Origin of the sequence: Shimia sp. Alg240-R146, assembly GCF_947331465.1 — a bacterium.
In the GTDB taxonomy this organism is placed as follows: domain Bacteria; phylum Pseudomonadota; class Alphaproteobacteria; order Rhodobacterales; family Rhodobacteraceae; genus Shimia.
On the sequence record NZ_CAMZOK010000001.1, the window covers coordinates 1,542,830 to 1,559,151 of the forward strand.

Genomic DNA, 16,322 nt, shown 5'->3' on the forward strand with positions numbered 1-16,322 from the left:
AAGAAAAGTCATGACCGAGGTGCCCATCAAATTGCGCTGGTTGGACGGGGCAGATCAAACCGTGGGCCTACCGTCTTATGAGACAGCGGGGTCTGCAGGGGCGGATGTGCGTGCAAATTTTCCCGAAACCCAACGCGATGGCATAACTTTGGCACCGGGAGAGCGGGCCTTGGTGTCCACTGGTTTGTCGCTTGAAATTCCGGCTGGATATGAGGTGCAGATGCGTCCCCGATCCGGTTTGGCGCTGAAGCATGGGATCACGCTGCCCAATAGCCCGGGCACGATTGACAGTGACTATCGCGGGCCGCTTGGCGTGATCGTGTTGAACGCGGGACAGGAACCGTTTGAGATCGACCACGGAATGCGCATAGCGCAGATGGTCGTTGCCCCGGTTTTGACTGCAAAATTTGAAATGCATCAAGACCTTAGCGCCAGTGAGCGTGGAAGTGGCGGGTTTGGCTCGACGGGTGTTCGCTGATGCTTATGGTGTTGGCGATGGCGGCCGCAATCTGGGGCGTTGGGGCCTTGGCTGGCGCCCCAAAGAGGCTGCGCTGGACGATGATTGCTGTGCTGTACTTTGCGGTTCTCGGTCTGCATCTGGTGCTGGAAGAGGGCCACCCCTTGCGGATGGCAACCGGGGAATCCTCAGCGCTTTGGGCGATTTTGGGCGGTGCCGCCGCGTTGGTTTTGGTTTACCGAGAGGTGCTAAGTCTGTTGCGCAACAAGGCGGACGCCAATGCAAAATCCGCAGAGCCACTAGTCGCGGACGGACCATTTTCTGACACCGAGTTGAACCGCTATGCACGTCATATTGTGCTGCGTGAAATCGGCGGATTGGGGCAGAAAAAACTGAAAGATGCCAAGGTGTTGGTCATCGGCGCTGGCGGGTTGGGATCGCCTGCGCTGCTGTATCTGGCAGCTGCGGGCGTTGGCACAATCGGGGTTGTGGATGATGATGTTGTCGACAACTCCAACCTGCAGCGGCAGGTGATCCATCCGGATCGGATGATTGGCGAACCCAAGGTGTTTTCCGCGGCTGAGGCCATGACTGCGCAGAACCCGTTTGTCACCGTGAACCCCTATAACCGCCGCCTGAGCGCGGATGACGCAGCATCCTTGATTGGTGACTATGATTTGGTGCTGGATGGGACAGACAATTTCGACACTCGTTATCTCGTCAACCGGACCTGCGTATCATTGGACAAGCCTCTGATTTCAGGTGCACTTTCGCAATGGGAAGGGCAATTGAGCGTGTTTGATCCGGCCAATGGCGCGCCCTGTTACCAGTGCATTTTTCCGACTGCCCCCGCGCCTGAACTGGCGCCCAGTTGTGCCGAAGCCGGCGTGATAGGTCCCTTGCCAGGCGTTGTCGGTACGATGATGGCTGTGGAGGCGGTCAAGGTCATCACTGGCGCGGGCGCGGTGCTGCGCGGTGAAATGATGATTTATGACGCATTGTGGGGCGAAACCCGTAAAATCACGCTGCGGCCACGAGCGGACTGTCCGACCTGTGGTGGGGCAAAATCGGCTTCTGTATAGCGGCTGTTTCACGTCGGTATCGCGTCGGTGCGGAAATGTGATGCGCACTCGATTGCAGCCCGGTGATTGGCGACATAGGGTGGCGGCAAAAGGAGACTTTCGCCATGACCAACCCGCTGCTGAGTGACTGGACCACCCCGTTCAAAATCGCGCCATTTAATAAGATTGGCGATGCGGATTTTGCGCCGGCCTTTGACGTGGCACTGGCAGAGCATCAGGCGGAGGTCACGGCGATTGCGGACAATCCAGAGGCTCCGACGTTTTCCAACACAGTTGAGGCATTGGAAGCGGCGGGCGTTGCGCTGGACAAAGTGTTGTCGGTGTTCTTTTCCGTCGCGGGGGCGGACAGCAACCCCGAGCGCGAGGCCTTGCAACGTGACTTTTCACCGAAGCTCGCAGCCCATAGCGCGGAGATTTCGTCAAACAAGGCGCTGTTTGACCGGATCGCCACCGTTTGGGGGGCACGCGATGAGTTGGACCTGACAGAAGAACAGCAACGCGTTTTGATGCTGACCCATCGTGGGTTTGTGCGCGGTGGTGCCGCGCTTGATGGCGCGGAAGAAGCCCGCATGAAAGACATCAAATCGCGCCTTGCTGTGCTGGGCACTGAATTCACGCAGAACCTTTTGGCGGATGAGCGCGAGTGGTTCATGCCGCTGACTGAGCAAGACCTAGAGGGTCTGCCGAACTTTGTGGTCGATGCAATGCGGGCGGCCGGGGAAGAGAAGGGCGCGGATGGGCCGGTTGTGACGTTGTCGCGATCAGTGATCGTGCCGTTTTTGCAGTTCTCGCCGCGTCGGGATTTGCGAGAGATTGCCTTTGCAGCTTGGGCAGCACGTGGGGCCAATGGTGGGAAAACCGACAATCGGGCGATCGCGGCGGAAACACTGGCTTTGCGCGAGGAACGGGCAAAGCTGTTGGGCTACGACAGTTTTTCGGATTTCAAGTTGGAGACCGAGATGGCCAAAACGCCCGAAGCAGTGCGCGCGTTGTTGATGGCGGTTTGGGAACCGGCGAAAGCGCGGGCCGAAGCGGATGGCGCTGTTTTGACGGACATGATGCACGGCGACGGGATCAACGGCGATCTGGAGCCTTGGGATTGGCGGTATTATGCGGAGAAACGGCGCAAGGCCGAACATGATCTGGATGAGGCGGCGCTTAAGCCATACCTGCAGCTGGAGCGCATGATTGAAGCGAGCTTCGCCTGCGCGACGCGGTTGTTTGGACTAACGTTTAAGGAGCTGGACGTGCCGCTTTACCATGCGGATTGCCGGGCATGGGAAGTGACGCGTGACGGGTCGCACGTGGCTGTGTTCATCGGTGACTATTTTGCGCGCGGCGGAAAGCGGTCCGGGGCGTGGTGTTCTGCGATGCGCGGACAAGCGAAATTCCCTGAGGTGCAGGGGCCGGTTGTGATCAATGTTTGCAATTTCGCAAAGGGTGATCCGGCGCTGCTGAGCTACGATGATGCGCGCACGTTGTTCCATGAGTTTGGGCACGCGCTGCATCAGATGTTGTCAAACGTGACCTATGAAAGCGTGTCGGGCACATCCGTGGCACGTGATTTTGTGGAATTGCCAAGCCAGCTTTATGAGCATTGGCTTGAGGTGCCGGAAGTGCTGGCAGAATTTGCCACACATGCCGAGACCGGTGAGGCGATGCCGCAGGACATGTTGGAGAAAGTCCTCGGCGCTGCGAATTTCGATCAGGGGTTTGCGACGGTGGAATACGTCGCTTCGGCGTTGGTGGATCTGGCGTTTCATGACGGGGCGGCGCCAGCTGATCCGATGGCGAAACAGGCGGAGGTTCTGGCCGAACTGGGCATGCCGCGCGCCATCACAATGCGCCACGCAACGCCGCAGTTTGCGCATGTCTTTGCTGGCGATGGCTATAGCTCCGGCTACTACAGCTATATGTGGTCCGAAGTGATGGATGCGGATGCGTTCGAAGCCTTTGAGGAAGCAGGCAGCCCGTTTGATGCGGCGACAGCCAAAGCGCTGGAAACCCACATCCTGTCGACCGGCGGCACCGTCGAAGCAGATGCGCTTTATGAGCGGTTCCGCGGGCGGTTGCCGGGCGTGGAGGCTCTGCTTAAGGGGCGTGGACTGGCGGCTTAAAGCCCACTCCCGTCCCTGCGGGTTGGGCATGGCTCACGTCTGACGATGTGAGCCTGACGGGGCGAGCCCCTTTAGGACGCTTCGTCTGTCTCTTCTGCGTAGTCCTGAAACACTTTGCCCTGCGTCATGAAGAACGCAAAAATCGCCGCTGTGAGGCCGAAGGTTTTGAAGTTCACCCAGGCTTGCTCGCTCATCAGGCGCCAGACCAGTTCGTTGGCGATGGCGAGGCCAAAGAAAAACATCATCAGGCGTTTGGTCAGGATCATCCATCCCTCGTGTTTGAGAGGCATCATGCCTTCCATCACGTGACGCAGATAAGATTGGCCGCGCATCAAACCCACCGCAAGGATGCCGCCAAACATCACATAAAGGATCGTGGGCTTCATTTTGATAAAGCGTGGATCGTTCAGCCAGACCGTCAACCCGCCAAAGACCACCACAAGCACAAGCGTCATGACCTGCATCTTTGACAGATGGCCCGTGAGTTTCCACAAGATACCTGTTGTGAGGATCAGCAACGGCACAAACATCGCGGTCACAAGGATGAAGCCCTGATACTCGGTGCCACCCAAAGTGAAGGTGGCGTCTTTCAGGCGCATGTAGCCGATGAAGAACAGGACTATCGGGCCGAGTTCCAGACCCGTTTTAAGCCACGGGTTGATCTTCTTTTGGGTCGGTTCCGGCGTTTGCTCAGACATGGGCGCTCCTTTATCCTCCGAACTCAACTATCACAGCGCCGAGTGCGATCAATGCCATAAGAGCAATGCGGCGCGGGCCTACGGTCTCCTTTAGCACCAGCCAGCCGATCAACGCGGCAAAAACCGGAGAGGTTTCGCGCAGCACAGCGGCTTCGCCAACGCTGTCCAGTCGGGTGGCCATCATGACAGAGCCAAAGCTGGCAAAAGCCACCAGTCCGCCGATAAATCCCCGCACCATGAGAGGCCCCGGGGTGGGGGCGTCGACCATGGATCGCCAGCGCAGATACGCCAGCACCGGAAACACCAACCCGTCGATGAAAAAGAACCACGCGAGGAAGGTGAAAGGGTTAGCGGTGGCACGGATGCCGTAGGCGTCAAAGGTCGTATAAAGTGCGACAAAAAAGCCGGTGAAGACAGCGATCACCATCGCGGAGACCAGAGTGTCGCGACCCTCGGTCATGAAGAACATGTTGTAGATGGCAAGGCCGAGGATGCCGGACATCAGAACCAGCACGCCCAACCATTGCGTGCCGGTAAATGTCTCACCAAATATCAGGTAGGCGCCGATTACGGTGAAGAACGGACCGATGCCGCGCACCACCGGATAGACCACGGTATAAGCGCCTTTGGTGTAGGCCCAGCTTTGCAGAAATTTGTAGCCCAAGTGGATCACGAAGGCGCCAGCAAAGATTGGCCACATGTGCGGTTCGGGCCACGGCACCAGAAAAAAGGCAAAGGGCGCGGCCATAGCGGCGTAGCTGAAATCAATCGCACCGCGGGTGAGCCAGGGATCGTGGCGGCCTTTTTGCAGGGCGCCAAAGACCGCGTGCAGGAAAGCGGCCAGCAGGGCGAGGGCCAGAGCAAGCTGGGCGCCGGCGGGCGTGCCCTCCAGAGAGACCAGCCATTCACTCATCGGTGCGCGCTCACCCTTTTTCCAATCCGGTCAATGCCGCTGCAAACTCTTCAGGATCAAAGGGTTGCAGGTCATCGATTTGCTCGCCGACGCCAATGGCGTGGATCGGCAGACCGAATTTGTCGGCAAGGCTGACGAGGATACCGCCTTTGGCGGTGCCGTCGAGTTTGGTCATCACAAGGCCTGACACATCGGCGAGCTTCTGGAAGGTTTCGACCTGAGAAATCGCGTTCTGGCCGGTTGTGGCGTCAAGCACCAGCAAGGTGTTGTGGGGTGCGTCTGGGTCTTTCTTGCGGATCACGCGTACGATTTTGGCGAGCTCCTCCATCAGATCCTGACGGTTTTGCAGGCGACCTGCGGTGTCGATCATCAAAAGGTCAGCGCCGTCGGCTTCGGCCTTGGTCATGGCGTCAAAGGCGAGGCTGGCGGGATCAGAGCCTTCGGGGGCGGTCAAGACGGGCACGCCGGCTCGGTCACCCCAGACTTGCAGCTGCTCAACGGCTGCGGCGCGGAAGGTGTCGCCAGCTGCGATCACCACCGATTTTCCGGCGTTGCGGAACTGGCTGGCGAGTTTGCCGATGGTTGTGGTTTTGCCGGAGCCGTTCACGCCGACAACCAGCACCACCTGCGGCTTGGTTGGATAGAGCGGCATGGGGCGGGCGACTGTGTCCATGATGCGGCTGATTTCGCCCGCAAGCAGTTCCTTGATCTCGCGAGACGACACGCGGCGGCCCATGCGGCCTTCGGCGATGTTGGCGGTCACGCGCAAGGCGGTGTCCACGCCCATATCCGAGGTGATGAGCAGCTCTTCGAGTTGCTCGAGCATGTCGTCGTCGAGTTCGCGTTTGACCTCAGTGGGGGCTGTGGTGCGCCCTGTCAGACGGGCGAGCAGGCCGGGTTTGGCGGCAGGTGCCGGTTCGGGCGTGGGGGCGGGTTGCGGCGCAGGGGCCGGTTTGGCGGTTGGTGCAGGTGTTGGCTGGGGCGTCGCTGGGGCAGGCGCCGGTTTGGGGGTCGCAACGGGCTGGGGCGCTGGCTCAGCGACTGGCGTTGGGACGACGGGTTCCGGGGGTGGGGCTGGCGTTGGGTCGGGCGTCGGCTCAGGCTGCTTTTCCGCCTGTGGTTCAGGTGCGGGTTCAGGCGCCGCCGCTGGTTCAGGTGCCGCGACCGCCTCTTCCGCGCCGCCGTCTTCGACAATGGCGTCCAGCCCTTCTTCGAGTTTGGAGCTGGATTTGAACAGCCGGTCTTTGAGCTTGGAAAAAAACGCCATCGGGGCCTCCGAAAAAAGTCTTCACTCCACTTAGTCTTATTCGCAAGGACTTAAAAGAGTGGCGTGGCCCAACCGCTGCCGGCAAGGATCAGGAATTGACCGCCTGCATAAAGCAGCCAGAGCGCAACGGAGGCTGGCCGTTGCAAGCGGGACTTGTCGGATATGCGAAACAGCTGCAGTGACAGGATGGTGTCAGACGCCAGAAAGGCAAACGCGCCAAAGGTGGCGAGCGGAAGTGCGGGCAAGCCAAGTGCGGTGAGCCCCATAAGCGATATCAGGATGACATAGATGCGCACCGGCCAGCGCATGTCGCCGGTAAACGGGATTAGCCAGCGTTCGGTTGAGAGCGCAAAAACGACGATGGCGGCGATAAAGGGCCACGGCGCGTCCAGCGGGCCAGTGCCGAGCGTCCAAAAATGCACAACGTAGCCGACGTGGGCGGCAGCAAACGCGATGAGGCCGATCAGGAAGGGGCGCTCGCCGTCGCGCGCCAGCGCGATGTCCCCCACAGCGGAGAGCAAAAGAGCAATGACAACGGCGGGGTGGCCGAAGCTGATCCATGCGGCCGCCGCGAAAGCGGGCATTGGGATGGCTTTGACGATGGTTTTGGCACGGCTAGGTGGGCGGTGGCAGAAAAACACCGCATAGATCAGAGCCGCAAGCAGGCCGACCCCGATGAAGACAAATTTTAGGGTCTGTCGCAGGGCGATGATTTCAAATGGTGTCATGAGGGCCTTGGATGGCTGGTTTTCGGTGACCTTAGCGGTGACACGCTGAGGTGCAAACGAAAAGGACCGCACCAAGGCACCCCAGATGTCGTGTTTCCAAGTTGTGGCGAGAGGACGTCAGCCGCTTGCCATACCCGCGATCATTGCGCCCAAAGCAACCAGATGAACCAACATCAACGCTTTGTCGTTCCACATCGCACCGACCGCGAACCATCCCAGCACGCCGATCAAGAACAGGTAGAGGTTCCAAGGTGTCCATCCGAACCCTGTTGCGGTGTAGCCCATAATTTGAATGATGGACGCGCCCCATTTGACCGCAAATACGATGCGGTCATGTTGAGGTTTTAGGATGGCGACGTCAGACGGCACGGGTCAATCCGCCGTCTATGCGCAGGTTTTGGCCGGTCATGTACCCGCCACCACTGGAGGCCAAGAGGGAAATCACGGAAGACACTTCTTGCGTATTGCCATAGCGCCCCATCGGGATGCGGGCTTTGCGGTCTTCGGTTTCGGGCAAGCTGTCGATGAAGCCGGGCAGGACATTGTTCATTCGAATGTTGTCGGCGGCATATTTGTCGGAAAAGAGTTTGGTGAAAGCAGCCAATCCCGCGCGGAACACGCCAGACGTCGGGAACAGTGGGTCGGGTTCAAAGGCCGCAAATGTTGAAATGTTGATGATTGCGCCTCCCCCTTGGGACTGCATCAAAGGTGTGACCAGTCTGGTCGGGCGGATGATGTTCATCAGGTAGACCTCCATACCCGTGTGCCAGTCGTCGTCCGAGATTTCCAGCACCGGACCTTTGGGGCCATGGCCTGCAGAATTGACAAGGACGTCGACACGGCCCCATCGTTTTACAGCGCCGTCAACCAATGCGGATAGGGCGTCAGGATCGGTGTTGGACCCAGTCACGCCAAAGCCGCCCAATTCGGTTCCAAGCGCCTCGCCTTTGCCGGAAGAGGATAGGACGCCTACCTTAAATCCATCCGCGGCCAATTGGCGGGCGGCGTCTGCGCCCATTCCGCTTCCGCCAGCTGTGATGAGCGCAACTTTTACTACAGTCATTTGGTCTCTCCATTCTCAAGTACCCATAATTATATGCCATTCCGGAGGGGTGCGCTCTTGAGAATTGATGTTTCGTGACTGTAGGGATACTATTGTCAAATGAGCCAACTTCCTCCTTTGAACGGATTGCGCGCTTTTGACGTGGCTGGCCGCTGTCTGAATTTTCGGGCGGCTGCCGATGAATTGGGCGTTACGCAGGGGGCGGTTGCCCAGCATGTGCGTCAGCTTGAAGCTTATCTCGGCACCAAGTTGTTTGAGAGATTGCCCAAAGGGGTCGCGCTTACGTCTGTTGGGCGGCGGTATCACGGGACGGTTGCGACTGCGTTTGAAGCGCTGCGCACTGCAACCGATGACTTGAAGCCCGAACCGGGCAAAGTGCTGGTCAGTGTCACGCCGACGTTTGCGGCAAAGTGGCTGATCCCCAACTTGCCGGATTTTTCGGCCAAGCATCCCGAGATTGACCTTCGGATATTGGCGACAGAAAAGGTATCAAGCTTTCACAGCGACGGGATTGATCTTGCTGTGCGGCAAGGAGAGCCCCCTTTTGGTGCGGTGCTGGAGGCCCATCTTTTGTTTCGGCAAGAGGTGATTGCGGTTGCCGCGCCCAGTCTGGTCGAGGGGCAGGCGCTGCCAGTTGATGCAGAAGGATTGGCGAAACTGCCAAAGTTGCATGACACCCATGATCTTTGGCCGGAATTTCTGAGACTAAAGGATGTGGAAGACAAGAGCGGGCGCGGGTTGCGATTGAGCCAGACGTCTTTGGCCGTGGACGCGGCGCTTTTTGGGCAGGGGGTGGCATTGGTAAGTCGTTTTCTGGTGGCGGGCGATCTCGCTGCCAAACGGCTGGTGCAGGTCACGCCGGACACCATGCCCGGCAAGCAGGATTTCTATTTGCTTGCGGCGCGTAAAACCAAACACAACGCGGCAATCAACACTGCCATCACGTGGCTTTTGGCGCGCGCGGAAGAGTAGGGTGGCTTGGATGGCGGCCAAGATTTCGGATCGGGGCTTTAGAGTGAAACGCGCAGAGGGCCTATAAGCCGGATTTTGTTCTCCGGGTTGCCCCGGTTCGATGACCATTCATCTTGAGCGCCTGTTGCCAGACGCCCTCTAGCTGCCAACCCGGACCTGCTCGGGGCAAGGCGCCCCTGTGCTTGCGCACACGCGATCCCTATTTGGCATTGCTCCCGGTGGGGCTTGCCGTGCCGTCCCTGTTGCCAGGGCCGCGGTGGGCTCTTACCCCACCGTTTCACCCTTACTCCCGCAAGCGGGAGCGGTCTGTTCTCTGTGGCGCTTTCCCTTGGGTTTCCCCAGCCGGGCGTTACCCGGCACCGTTGCCTTATGGAGTCCGGACTTTCCTCGGACGTTGCCGCCCGCGGCCATCCAGCCCTCTGCGCTTGGCGGGTTTAGGAGGTATGAGGTGTGGGGTCAATGACGCGCGGCCAAGTCGCCAGTCCCTGCAATGCCAACCTTTGCCAGTCAAATCGCGGGCCGGGATCGAATTTCCGACCGGGTGCCATGTCGGAATGACCGATGACGCCTGCGGCGGGAATGCTCCAGCGGATCATGATGTTAGGCAGCAGGGTTTCGAGCGCGCTCATTTGAGGTTCGGAAAACGGATGAGTGCCGCGATTGTCCAGTTCAATGCCGATGGAGCGCGAGTTGATGTCGTTCTTGCCTTGCCATGATCCTGCACCCGCGTGCCATGCGCGCATGTCTTCGTCTACCAACTGGAAAATGCGACCCTTTTCACAGATCAGGTAATGGGCGGACACTTCGGGCACGGGATCGCAGAGACGGTCCAACGCGGCCTCGGCTGTGTCCATCGCGGTGTAGTGTACGACAATGAATTCAGGCTTTAGCCCATCACGACGCGGGCCGAAATTGGGGGAAGGGCGCGCGATGATCTGCGGCGCAGAGGCCATGGATCAGTTGCCGGAAACTGAACGGAACGGGGTTGGGTCCCAATCGCAGGCAAATCCGTCACCATCCGGGTCCAGGCCAAGGCGGTCGCGTTTAGGGCCACCTTTTTCCAAAAATGCGATCTGGGCGAGGTCGGGACTTGCGAATTTGTTGCAGGCCGCTTGATGCTGCGCCGCGGATTTGAGATTCAATCGGTTGTAGGCTTTGGCACCCACCGGGTGGGAGGTGGAGAGGGCGTAGGCCACGATGTTAGGGCCTGTCGCGCCACTGCGGGTGGGTACAGTGCCGGTTTCCACCACAGTGTATTGCGCTTTGTTGCGTTCGCGTCGGGCGGCGTCGGCCTCCAGCGAGCGGCGGTCCTCGACGGCGTCAAAGTTGTTTTCGTCCGAGATGCCGGGGTTTGAAAACACTTCCGGTGCCGGATTGGACGGGCTGGCCTGCAGCGGTTCCTGACCGGAGGTGGTGGCGGAGGTTTTGAGCGCGGCCTGTGTTTCGGCAGCGATATCTGCGGCTTCCGATGTGGACGGAGCGGCGGTTGCGGTGGTCGGAAGCGGCGCGGTTTGAGTTGCGGGCGCTACTGGAACCGCAGCGGCGGGCTGGGTCGCGCTCAGGGGAGCGGCGGCGACTGTGGGTGCAGGCGGCACGGTTTCTTGCGACACGGCAATTGGATTGGGCAGGGCGGTGCCTGTCAGTTGAGACTCGCGTTTGGCGCGTGCCTCAGGTGAGTTGTGAACGTTGTCAAAGCCCACACCCGCCGCGCTGTCGGGAATGGCGGGCTGGCATGCTGCCAGCGCCACCAGGGCGCATCCTGTCAGGAAAATCCGAGTCATGTCTGCCGTGCCTGCTGTTTTTTTAGCTTTGGCAGAGTTTTACCACCATTGCGCCGGTTTGGCTACAAAGCCTGCGGCCTCTTCCAGTGCGTAGGCTGTATTCAGCAGATCACCTTCTTCCCATGGGCGGCCAATCAGCTGCAGACCCAGCGGCAAACCTTGGCTGTCCAGACCGGTCGGGACCGAAATACCCGGCAATCCGGCGAGGTTCACGGTGACGGTGAAGACGTCATTGAGATACATCTGGATCGGATCAGCGTCGGTCATTTCGCCAAGGCCAAACGCCGCAGATGGCGTGGCTGGCGTCAGGATTGCGTCGATGCCTTGGGCAAAGACGGTTTCGAAATCCTGTTTGATCAGCGTGCGCACACGACGGGCGCGGTTGTAGTAGGCGTCATAAAAACCCGCAGACAACACATAGGTGCCCACCATCACGCGGCGTTGCACTTCGTGGCCGAAGCCTTCGGCGCGGGTTTTCTCATACATTTCGGTGATGCCGTCGCCTGCACCCAAAGTGGCGCGGTGACCATAGCGCACGCCATCATAGCGCGCGAGGTTGGACGAGGCTTCTGCGGGCGCGATCACGTAATAGGCAGGCAGCGCGTATTTGGTGTGGGGCAGCGAGATGTCGACGATCTCGGCGCCGGCAGCTTTGAGCATTTCGGTGCCGTCAGCCCAGAGCTTTTCGATCTCGGCAGGCATGCCGTCCATGCGGTATTCAGCCGGAATGCCGATTTTCTTGCCGCGAATATCGCCGGTCAGCATGGCTTCAAAGTTTGGCACCGCCAGATCAACCGAGGTGCTGTCTTTGGCGTCGTGGCCACACATGGCCTCTAGCATGATGGCGGCGTCGCGCACGTCTTTGGCCATTGGACCCGCCTGATCGAGCGAGCTGGCAAAGGCAACAACGCCCCAGCGCGAGCAGCGGCCGTAGGTCGGCTTGATGCCGGTGATGCCGGTAAACGCAGCAGGCTGGCGGATCGAGCCGCCGGTGTCGGTGCCGGTGGCGGCCAGACACAAGTCTGCGGCCACCGCGGAGGCGGAGCCACCTGACGAGCCACCCGGGGTCAGCTGGGCGTCGTCGTTTCCGCGACGCCACGGGTTTACGGCGTTGCCATAGACCGAGGTTTCGTTGGAGGAGCCCATGGCGAATTCGTCCATGTTGAGCTTGCCCAACATCACAGCGCCCGCGTCTTCCAGTTTCTGGGAGACTGTTGATTCATATTCCGGCTTGAAGCCTTCGAGGATGCGGCTCGCGGCTTGTGAGGGCACGCCCTTGGTGCAGAACAGATCTTTGATGCCGATCGGCAGACCACACATATCCGGCGCATCGCCTTGTTTGATCCGCACGTCCGCAGCCTTGGCACGTTCAAGCGCGAGCTCGGGCGTTTTGTGCGCAAATGCGTTCAACGCATCGGCCTTGTCGATGGCGGTCAGGAACGTTTCGGTCAGTTCCACCGAGGACACGTCGCCGCTGCGCAATTTGTCGCGTGCGCCAGCAAGGGTGAGTTTGGTCAGATCAGTCATACGGGTGCGCCTTCTGAATATCGGGCAAAATCAGGGAAGGGGGACGTCAGTCAACCACCTTGGGAACAGTGAAGAAACCTTCACGGGCGTCGGGCGCGTTGGACAGGACTTTTTCCTGTTGGTCACCGTCGTTCACCACATCTTCACGACGTTTCAGGCGCATCGGTGTGACAGAGACCATGGGCTCAACACCCTCAACGTCCACTTCGTTGAGCTGTTCGATAAAGCCAAGCACAGCATTGAATTCCTGCGCCAGCGCGGGCAGCGCATCTTCTTCGACTTTGATACGGGCCAGTTTGGCCACTTTTGCGGCGGTGCTTTCGTCAATCGACATCGCTCAGACTCTCCGGGTTGCAACTTGGCTACAGCCTTTAGCGCGCAGGGGTAGGCGGTGCAAGCGGTGAGCGGCCAAGAAGCGGCTTGGCGCGTGCTCCCGCCCGATCTTTGCGCATCAAAAATGCACGCGACCGGTTGGGCGTGGCTCAAGGCATCCGCCTTGAGCCTGAGGCGCTGCTTTGCCGGCTTTTCTGTTACAGGCTCAGCGAAGCTGAGCCACGCCAAACATCTGGCAGAGGCCGTCAGGCATCGAAGATGGCGGGAGCGCTATGTCTGAGGGCCAAACAGATCGGCTTGCACCCAAGTGTCAGAGCGGTCTCCGCGCAGGTCCGCGTGAAGCGCGCGCCCTCGGCGCAAAGCGGGGCGATCCCAGAGGGTTTTGAGCCAGCGGGCGAGGTGAGGTTTGTCCTCCAACGTCTGCTCTTGCCCCTGCCAGAGCGACGCCCAGCCCCAGATCGACATGTCGGCGATGGAGTAGAAATCGCCTGCCACAAACTCGGTTTCTGCCAGTCGTCGATCCAGCACGCCATAAAGGCGCGCTGCTTCATTGCGGTAGCGGTCCTTGGCATAAGCGATGTCTTCGGGCGCGTATTTTAGGAAATGATGGGTTTGTCCGGCCATTGGGCCCAGCCCGCCCATTTGCCACATCAACCATTCCTCAACAGCAATGCGGTCGCGCTCGGTTGTGCCCATAAAGGAGCCGGTTTTGCGCGCGAGATATTGCAGAATGGCGCCGCTTTCAAAAATCGACACCGGTGCGCCTTCAGGACCATCGGGGTCCACAATCGCGGGCATTCTGTTGTTGGGCGCAATATTCAGAAAATCGGGCGCAAACTGGTCACCTTTGCCAATGTTGATCAGGTGGGTTTTGTAGGCCAGCCCCATTTCTTCCAGAGCGATAGAGATTTTCCAGCCGTTTGGCGTGGGCCAATAGAAAAGGTCGATGGGGGCGGTCATGGCGTGTCCTTAAAGTCAAGTTGCGGTCATGATGCCTGTTTCAGGCCGAGGGGCAAGGGCTGCGCATTTTTGTCGGGTAGATGCTGTGCAACCTGCGGAGCACCATCAAGCAGGGACTGCAGATAAGGGAGCGGCGTGCGTTCCGGCGCAGCCAGCAGGGCCGCATAGAGATCAAACACCCCGGGACGCAGGTAGGTGGACCAGTGGCAGTACCAGTGTTTTGGTGGCGCGATCTGGTAGCCCACACTGGCCAATCGCGCCAGAGCTTGGCGGTTTTCGAGCCTTATGGTTAGCGCGTTGTGCGCAGAGAAGCCTCGACCAAGAGCGTCGTCTTTGCGGCGCAAGGCGCGTTTTAACAGGAAGTCGTAGACTGCGTTTTCACCGCTCACCATGTTTATCAACTCGGCGCTTTGGCCCGCGGGGGTTGCCATTGCCCGACCGGCGCAGCCTCGGAACACCGCAGCATTCAGCCGATGATCCGATGCACGTCGCCTGCCGACAGATGGCGCAGCGCTTTTAGGGCGACGTAGCCGCCCATCGAATGCCCAATCAGGTTCACAGGACGATGAGGTGCAATGTGACGAAGGCTTATGATCAGCTTGGCCAGTGCTATAGAGGCCTTGCCAGCGGAGCGCAGCGCCTGTTTCAGCGTGCCCCGCGCGTTCCAGCCAAAGGCGATGCCAAGACCGCCATCCTCCAGTAAACCAAGCGCGTTCGGCCAGCTTTTGGCCTTGTGGCAGGCGGTGTCCTGTTCCGCGAAAATATGGCGGTGTGGGCAATGCTGTGGATCATGCGGGTGGAACTTGTAGCCATGCAGCATGATGGTGATGGTTCCGGATCCTTCCAAAGCTGCGTTTAATGCGGGGAGGAATGAATTTTCGCCGCCATGGGGAACTGGCGTGCGGCCTGCTGCGTTGATCCGTATGAGGGGCATCCCGACTCTCCCACAACATGTTGTGTGCAGTTTCCCGAATGTTTGTGCATGTGGCGTGAAAAACTTGTAACGGCCGTGTGACGGCCTTGACCTTTTTGCACCTGCAGCGTAATCCGCTGGCGTGGCGATTTGTTACCGGATTGCGGGCCACGTTAAACATGCCGCTAAAGAGGTCGAGACGAAGGAGCCCCTTCCGCTTGGCCGGAACGGGGCTTTTTATTTGGGCCGCTCATATCGGCCCGGGAGAGACAAAGATGAGCGATTGGAACACACGCACAAAACTGGTGCACGGTGGCACGCGACGCAGCCAATACAATGAAGTCAGCGAAGCGATTTTCCTGACCCAGGGGTTTGTTTACGACAGTGCCGAGCAGGCTGAGGCACGGTTTATCGAGACCGGGCCGGATGAGTTCATTTATGCACGCTACGGCAACCCGACCGTGGCGATGTTTGAAGAGCGGATAGCCCTACTGGAGGGCGCAGAAGACGCTTTTGCCACCGCAAGCGGCATGGCGGCGGTCAGCGGTGCGTTGACCTCTATGCTGAAGGCGGGCGACCATGTGGTCAGCGCCAAGGCGTTGTTCGGCTCGTGTCTTTATATTCTCGAAGAGATCCTGACACGCTACGGGGTCGACGTGACATTTGTGGACGGCACCAACCTTGATGAATGGCGCGCGGCTGTACGCGACGACACCAAGGCAGTGTTTTTCGAAAGCATGTCCAACCCGACACTTGAAGTGATCGACGTGGCTGCGGTGGCCGAGATTGCACATGCCAAAGGTGCAAAGGTCGTGGTGGATAACGTGTTTTCGACGCCCGTGTTCAGTGGCGCAATTGCGCAAGGCGCGGATGCGGTGATTTATTCCGCAACCAAACACATTGACGGGCAGGGGCGGTGCCTTGGCGGCGTGATCCTTGGCTCGCAAGAGTTCATACGCAAGACCGTTGAGCCTTACATGAAGCATACCGGCGGCAGCATGAGCCCGTTCAATGCCTGGGTTTTGCTAAAAGGTCTGGAGACCATTGATCTGCGCGTTCGGGCGCAAGCGGCGAGCGCTTTGGCAATTGCAGAAGCACTTGAAGGCGATGCGGGGCTTGAGCGGGTGATTTATCCCGGACTAAAGGGCCACGCGCAGAACGCATTGGTGCAGACCCAATTGGGTGGCAAAGGCGGCACCGTTTTGTCGCTGGACCTCAAGGGCGGCCAAAAGGCGGCGTTCAAGTTTCTGAACGCGCTGGAGATTGCGGTGATTTCCAACAATCTTGGCGATGCGAAGTCTATTGCGACCCATCCGGCAACCACGACACATCAGCGTTTGCCTGAAGATCAGAAAGTTGCTCTGGGCATCACGCCGGGATTGGTGCGCTTTTCCGTGGGATTGGAAGACGCCGATGATCTGATCAAGGACATCAAACAGGCAGTTGCTGCGTCGAAGGCCTAAGTTCCGCAATAACGGAACATTAGAAAAAAGCGGTGCCTGGTCGGGTAC

The 16,322-nt window shown here is 59.2% G+C and carries 17 protein-coding genes, 1 other RNA gene, 1 pseudogene and 1 riboswitch; of the genes and pseudogenes, 5 read left to right on the forward strand and 14 right to left on the reverse strand.

All coding sequences use genetic code 11. The annotated features are described in order from the left end of the window. Nucleotides 1–10 precede the first annotated feature (10 nt). The 3 genes from dut to PG871_RS07450 all read left to right on the forward strand — a co-directional run bounded on the left by dut (nucleotide 11) and on the right by PG871_RS07450 (nucleotide 3,656). A complete protein-coding gene (dut, locus tag PG871_RS07440; RefSeq protein ID WP_270727851.1) occupies nucleotides 11–478 on the forward strand; it encodes a dUTP diphosphatase in 468 nt (155 codons plus the stop codon). Next, the gene (locus PG871_RS07445) at nucleotides 478–1,539 is read left to right on the forward strand and encodes a HesA/MoeB/ThiF family protein (protein WP_270727852.1); all 1,062 of its coding nucleotides are present in this window, start codon (nucleotides 478–480) and stop codon (nucleotides 1,537–1,539) included. Before dut ends, PG871_RS07445 begins: the two co-directional genes overlap by 1 nt. 104 nt (nucleotides 1,540–1,643) lie before the next feature. After that, on the forward strand, nucleotides 1,644–3,656 hold the full coding sequence (locus tag PG871_RS07450; RefSeq protein ID WP_270727853.1) for a M3 family metallopeptidase: 2,013 nt from the start codon (nucleotides 1,644–1,646) through the stop codon (nucleotides 3,654–3,656). Nucleotides 3,657–3,727: 71 nt separating this feature from the next. Here PG871_RS07450 and PG871_RS07455 read toward each other — a convergent pair whose 3' ends face one another. From PG871_RS07455 to PG871_RS07480, 6 genes are all read right to left on the reverse strand, one after another. After that, nucleotides 3,728–4,354, reverse strand: a complete 627-nt coding sequence (locus tag PG871_RS07455) for an inner membrane-spanning protein YciB (RefSeq protein ID WP_270727854.1) — start codon at nucleotides 4,352–4,354, stop codon at nucleotides 3,728–3,730. 10 nt (nucleotides 4,355–4,364) lie between these two features. Further along, a complete protein-coding gene (locus PG871_RS07460; protein WP_270727856.1) occupies nucleotides 4,365–5,267 on the reverse strand; it encodes an EamA family transporter in 903 nt (300 codons plus the stop codon). Between the two features lie 10 nt (nucleotides 5,268–5,277). After that, on the reverse strand, nucleotides 5,278–6,534 hold the full coding sequence (gene ftsY, locus PG871_RS07465; RefSeq protein WP_270727857.1) for a signal recognition particle-docking protein FtsY: 1,257 nt from the start codon (nucleotides 6,532–6,534) through the stop codon (nucleotides 5,278–5,280). A 50-nt stretch (nucleotides 6,535–6,584) separates the two neighbouring features. After that, nucleotides 6,585–7,262 (reverse strand): lysoplasmalogenase, encoded by a 678-nt coding sequence (locus PG871_RS07470; RefSeq protein WP_270727859.1) that lies wholly within the window; start codon nucleotides 7,260–7,262, stop codon nucleotides 6,585–6,587. 117 nt (nucleotides 7,263–7,379) lie between these two features. Then, complete coding sequence (locus PG871_RS07475) at nucleotides 7,380–7,631, reverse strand: DUF6552 family protein (RefSeq protein ID WP_270727861.1); 252 nt, start codon at nucleotides 7,629–7,631, stop codon at nucleotides 7,380–7,382. Further along, nucleotides 7,621–8,325: an SDR family oxidoreductase gene (locus PG871_RS07480; protein WP_270727864.1), complete on the reverse strand. Its 705-nt coding sequence runs from the start codon at nucleotides 8,323–8,325 to the stop codon at nucleotides 7,621–7,623. The genes PG871_RS07475 and PG871_RS07480 overlap by 11 nt, the downstream gene beginning before the upstream one ends. 99 nt (nucleotides 8,326–8,424) lie before the next feature. Here PG871_RS07480 and PG871_RS07485 point away from each other — a divergent pair, with 99 nt between their 5' ends. Next, nucleotides 8,425–9,297, forward strand: coding sequence for a LysR substrate-binding domain-containing protein (locus tag PG871_RS07485; RefSeq protein WP_270727866.1), 873 nt, complete (start codon nucleotides 8,425–8,427; stop codon nucleotides 9,295–9,297). Between the two features lie 48 nt (nucleotides 9,298–9,345). On the opposite strand, the gene rnpB is transcribed toward PG871_RS07485, so the two are convergent. The 8 genes and pseudogenes from rnpB to PG871_RS07525 all read right to left on the reverse strand — a co-directional run bounded on the left by rnpB (nucleotide 9,346) and on the right by PG871_RS07525 (nucleotide 14,832). Next, an RNA gene (rnpB, locus tag PG871_RS07490) (RNase P RNA component class A) lies at nucleotides 9,346–9,720 on the reverse strand. Nucleotides 9,721–9,773: 53 nt separating this feature from the next. Next, nucleotides 9,774–10,250 (reverse strand): annotated as a pseudogene (locus PG871_RS07495) (N-acetylmuramoyl-L-alanine amidase); the annotation flags it as partial. Between the two features lie 3 nt (nucleotides 10,251–10,253). After that, entirely contained in the window at nucleotides 10,254–11,078 is an 825-nt protein-coding gene (locus tag PG871_RS07500) for a hypothetical protein (RefSeq protein ID WP_270727869.1), read from the reverse strand. A gap of 39 nt (nucleotides 11,079–11,117) precedes the next feature. Continuing rightward, complete coding sequence (gene gatA / locus PG871_RS07505; protein ID WP_270727870.1) at nucleotides 11,118–12,605, reverse strand: Asp-tRNA(Asn)/Glu-tRNA(Gln) amidotransferase subunit GatA; 1,488 nt, start codon at nucleotides 12,603–12,605, stop codon at nucleotides 11,118–11,120. A gap of 46 nt (nucleotides 12,606–12,651) precedes the next feature. Continuing rightward, nucleotides 12,652–12,939, reverse strand: a complete 288-nt coding sequence (gene gatC, locus PG871_RS07510; protein WP_270727872.1) for an Asp-tRNA(Asn)/Glu-tRNA(Gln) amidotransferase subunit GatC — start codon at nucleotides 12,937–12,939, stop codon at nucleotides 12,652–12,654. 269 nt (nucleotides 12,940–13,208) lie between these two features. After that, nucleotides 13,209–13,898 (reverse strand): glutathione S-transferase N-terminal domain-containing protein, encoded by a 690-nt coding sequence (locus tag PG871_RS07515; RefSeq protein ID WP_270727875.1) that lies wholly within the window; start codon nucleotides 13,896–13,898, stop codon nucleotides 13,209–13,211. 26 nt (nucleotides 13,899–13,924) lie between these two features. Continuing rightward, the gene (locus PG871_RS07520) at nucleotides 13,925–14,329 is read right to left on the reverse strand and encodes a hypothetical protein (protein ID WP_270727878.1); all 405 of its coding nucleotides are present in this window, start codon (nucleotides 14,327–14,329) and stop codon (nucleotides 13,925–13,927) included. Nucleotides 14,330–14,364: 35 nt separating this feature from the next. After that, nucleotides 14,365–14,832, reverse strand: coding sequence for an alpha/beta hydrolase (locus PG871_RS07525; protein ID WP_270727880.1), 468 nt, complete (start codon nucleotides 14,830–14,832; stop codon nucleotides 14,365–14,367). Nucleotides 14,833–14,943: 111 nt separating this feature from the next. After that, nucleotides 14,944–15,021, forward strand: a riboswitch (SAM riboswitch). Nucleotides 15,022–15,086: 65 nt separating this feature from the next. Between PG871_RS07525 and metZ the strand changes: the two genes are divergently transcribed. Then, nucleotides 15,087–16,274, forward strand: a complete 1,188-nt coding sequence (gene metZ, locus PG871_RS07530) for an O-succinylhomoserine sulfhydrylase (protein ID WP_270727883.1) — start codon at nucleotides 15,087–15,089, stop codon at nucleotides 16,272–16,274. Nucleotides 16,275–16,322: the final 48 nt, after the last annotated feature.